The 3,592-nt window shown below is 61.0% G+C and carries 3 protein-coding genes; 1 reads left to right on the top strand and 2 read right to left on the bottom strand.

The genetic code is table 11. The annotated features are described in order from the left end of the window. A partial coding sequence (locus AC33YF_RS13260; RefSeq protein WP_491777685.1) for an NAD(P)-dependent oxidoreductase occupies positions 1-593 on the bottom strand: 593 nt, incomplete at its 3' end. Further along, positions 529-1,446: an IclR family transcriptional regulator gene (locus AC33YF_RS13255; protein WP_491777686.1), complete on the bottom strand. Its 918-nt coding sequence runs from the start codon at positions 1,444-1,446 to the stop codon at positions 529-531. The genes AC33YF_RS13260 and AC33YF_RS13255, both read right to left, overlap by 65 nt. A 161-nt stretch (positions 1,447-1,607) precedes the next feature. On the opposite strand from AC33YF_RS13255, the gene AC33YF_RS13250 reads away from it, so the two are divergent. After that, on the top strand, positions 1,608-3,482 hold the full coding sequence (locus AC33YF_RS13250) for a thiamine pyrophosphate-binding protein (RefSeq protein WP_491777684.1): 1,875 nt from the start codon (positions 1,608-1,610) through the stop codon (positions 3,480-3,482). The last annotated feature ends 110 nt before the right edge of the window (positions 3,483-3,592 follow it).

Below are 3,592 nucleotides of genomic sequence, written 5' to 3'. Positions count from 1 at the left end.
GCGATCTTGGTCATGGCGCCAGCGCCGCGCCCGCCCATGAGTTCGGCGCGCCGTCCGATCGCATCGAAGTACGCCCGGCATCTGTCGAACTGCTCCTGCTCGCCGCCAACCATGATCGCGAGGTCACCCTCCTTGGCGCGTAGGTCGCCGCCACTGATCTGGGCATCGAGTAGATGAATACCCTTTTCATCAAGCTTTGCACCGATCTCGCGGATGGTGGCGGGCAGGACGGTGGAATGCACGACAAGCAGCGATCCGGGCTTGCAGCAATCAATCAGCCTTCCCTCACCTGTCACCAGATCGAGAAGCTGATTGTCATCGACGACCGCGATGCCGATCAGATCAGCGGCGTCCGCCAGTTCCTGATTTGTCTTCATGAAGCGCGCGCCTGCTGCCACTAGCGGTTCGGCAGCTTGTTCACGGACGTCGCGGATCGCGACGTCGAAGCCTGCGCGCAGGAGGGATTCGACCATCGGCCGCCCTATATTTCCCAGCCCAACAAAGCCGACGGTTGCGGGTTGCGGCATCTCAACCATTGGTGCGTTTCCTTTTCGTCGTCTGCGTTTTGGATTGCGGGCGTGGCGTTTTCTCACGCGTGGTCGGGTCTTCGTGATTCTTCGAGTTCTTGCTTGCTTCAGGCAAACGCGGCGCGCCTGTCGAGAGGTGATGGGCAGTTCGTGAGACGGCCTCGCGGACACGGGCAACATGCGCGTCATCGACCCGCGGTGTTGGCGTCGAGACGCTAATCGCGCCGACGACTGCGCCGGTGTGATCATGAATTGCAGCGCCCAAACAAACGACGTGGGGCTGGAACTCCTCCCAGTCCATCGCGATCCCCGTTCGGCGGATCTCGGCAAGTTCCTTCAGCAGCGCGGTCTGTCGTGTGATCGTGTGTTTCGTGAAGCGCTGCATCCCGTGGCGCTTCAGCAAGGCCTGAACGTCGCTCTTTGCCATCCAGGCGAGGATCGCCTTTCCCGTTGCCGTGGCATGACAAGCGACAGCTTTGCCGGCCGCCGTGGTGTCGACGCGCAAGGCGTGGAGTGCGTCCCGCTTGACCAACGTCACCAGTTCATCGCCACGTAGCACGGCGAAGTGAACCGCCTCGCCTGTCTCCTGGTTGAGCTGGTCCATCGCCGGTTCGGCCCGCCTCGGCAGATCGTCCTGCCAGTTCACCCGGCCTGAGAGCACGAGCAGTTGTGGTCCGAGGGAATAGGAGCCTCGGCGCGAACCTTTGACGACATACCCTCGCGCAACAAGCGTCGAGATGAGATGGTGGCAGGTAGAAACATTGAGGCGCAGTTGAGCGGCAAGGTCGGAAAGTGCGGCCTCTCCGCCTTTTTTGGCGATGGCTTCGAGGATCGACAGGGCGCGATCAACCGACTGGATATCGCGGCGTGGCGTCGTGGTCTCATTGCGCCGCTGCAATAATGAATCTTCGCTGAGCATGTCTTCCAATGCCAACTCCCTGGTTGCCAAATTGGTCGCATGTGTGTTTGCTCTGCGTCAACAATATTTCGCAATGCCGAATAATTTTCATATTGCGAAAAATAGTATGGTTTTCGCCGCGATGGACGTTCCATAGTCCACAACTGCGAAGGAGATTGCCGATGTCGGTCACATCAAGTCAGGACCGCGCGCAAGCGATTGCAGAAGCAGGTGGTCTGGCTCCCGCACTGGCCGCCGGCAAACTCGATCGCCTGCAGCAAGTTTCGTTGTCGGAAGCGCTTGTGCTCGGCCTGTTACGCCAAGGGGTGTCCAAGTACTTCGCGATCTTCGGCCACGGCTCAACCGATCTTGCAGAGGTGCTCCGTGTTTACGAGCAACACGGCGTCACGCGGACAATCAACTGCCGCAACGAAGTGGAGATGGCGCACGCGGCAACAGCTCTTGCCTGGCAGTACGGCGAAACCGGTGCCGTGGTCACGTCGATCGGGCCAGGTGCGTTACAGGCGATGGCCGGATCATTGGCAGCTGCCTCGAACGGCGTGGGCGTCTATCACATTTACGGCGACGAGACGACTTGGGGAGAAGGCTACAACATGCAGCAGATCCCGAAGCCCGAGCAGGGATTGTTCGGGCGCATGACAGCGTTGATGGGCGCCTCCTATACGCTGCACACGCCGGAGGCCTTGCGTGAATGCATGCGCCGCGGCACTGCAACTGTGCACCATCCTTACAAGGCGGGACCGTTCTACGTCCTACTGCCACTGAACACGCAACCGAAATGCACGCGCATCAATATCGAGACACTGCCGACGCGGCTTTCCGTGCCGGCGATGCGCCCTGAGGGCGGTGAGGTGCTTGATCAGGCTATTGCCCGAATTGCTGAGGCCCGGCGGATCGTCATCAAGGCCGGTGGCGGATGCCGTGGCCATGATGGGGCGATTACCGAGCTTGCCGAGTGTGTCGGCGCAACCGTAGTTCTCTCACCGGGTTCCACCGGTGTCCTTCCGGACGCCCACCCCCAGAATATGCATGTTGGCGGATCAAAAGGCTCGATTAGCGGCAACTATGCGATGGAGCACGCCGATCTGCTGATTGCGATCGGCACGCGCGGCGTCTGCCAGGCAGACTGTTCCGGCATCGGCTACCCCAACGCTCGGGCCGTCATCAACATCAACGGCGACCTCGACGATCTCGCGCATTACGCGAATACGATCGGCCTGCCGGGCGACGTCGGTTCCGTGACGCGTGCTTTGATCGATCGGGCCAAGGTATCCAACCGGATCGACCTCGCCCAACGAGCCGATTGGCTTGCAGGCTGTCGCGCCAAGAAGGCCGAGTGGCAAGCCTTCAAGGCGGAACGGCTGGCCTGTCCGCCGCTGCCGGATGCGGCGTGGGGGCGACCGGTCCTGACCCAGCCGGTCGCCATCCACCGTGCGGCCTCTCTCGCCAACCAAATCGGCGCCGTCAAATACTTCGACGCCGGTGATGTGCAGGCTAATGGATTTCAGATCGTTGTGGATGACCGGAGCGGCCAGACCTTTACCGAGAGTGGCGCGTCCTACATGGGCTTTGCGGTGAGCGCGCTGCTCGCTTCGGCCGTTGCCGACCGGCCCCGATACGGCTTCGCCTTCACGGGCGATGGCTCGTTCATGATGAACCCGCAGATTTTGATTGACGCCGTGCAGCACGGGGCGAAAGGCTGCATCGTCCTTTTTGACAACAGGAGGATGGCGGCGATCACAGGTCTGCAGGAAGCGCAATACGGTCGCGAATTCGCGACCAATGATCGTGTCACGGTCGACTATGTGCAGCTGGCGCAAGCTGTAGAGGGGGTTTTCGCAATCTACGGCGGGGAGACGCAAGAGGAGTTGGATGAGGCGCTAGGCTCGGCCGTCGCGCACGACGGTTTGTCGCTCGTTCACGTCCCTGTCTGCTGGGGGGATGATCCACGCGACGGCATGGGCTCGTACGGTTCGTGGAACGTCGGCAACTGGGTCGCTGACGTACAGGCGAAGTATCTCAGGCAGTACGTATAGAGGGCAGGGAACGGCGTCACCGAAACTGGCGTTGCATTCTGCATTGCGGCTATTGCGATCGCGTCGTTCGGGTGGGTGACTGGCACAAAGAACTCGCCAGCGCTGATAAT

It is taken from the genome of Methyloceanibacter sp., assembly GCF_058506495.1.
This window is presented reverse-complemented; position numbering and strand designations above follow the sequence as displayed.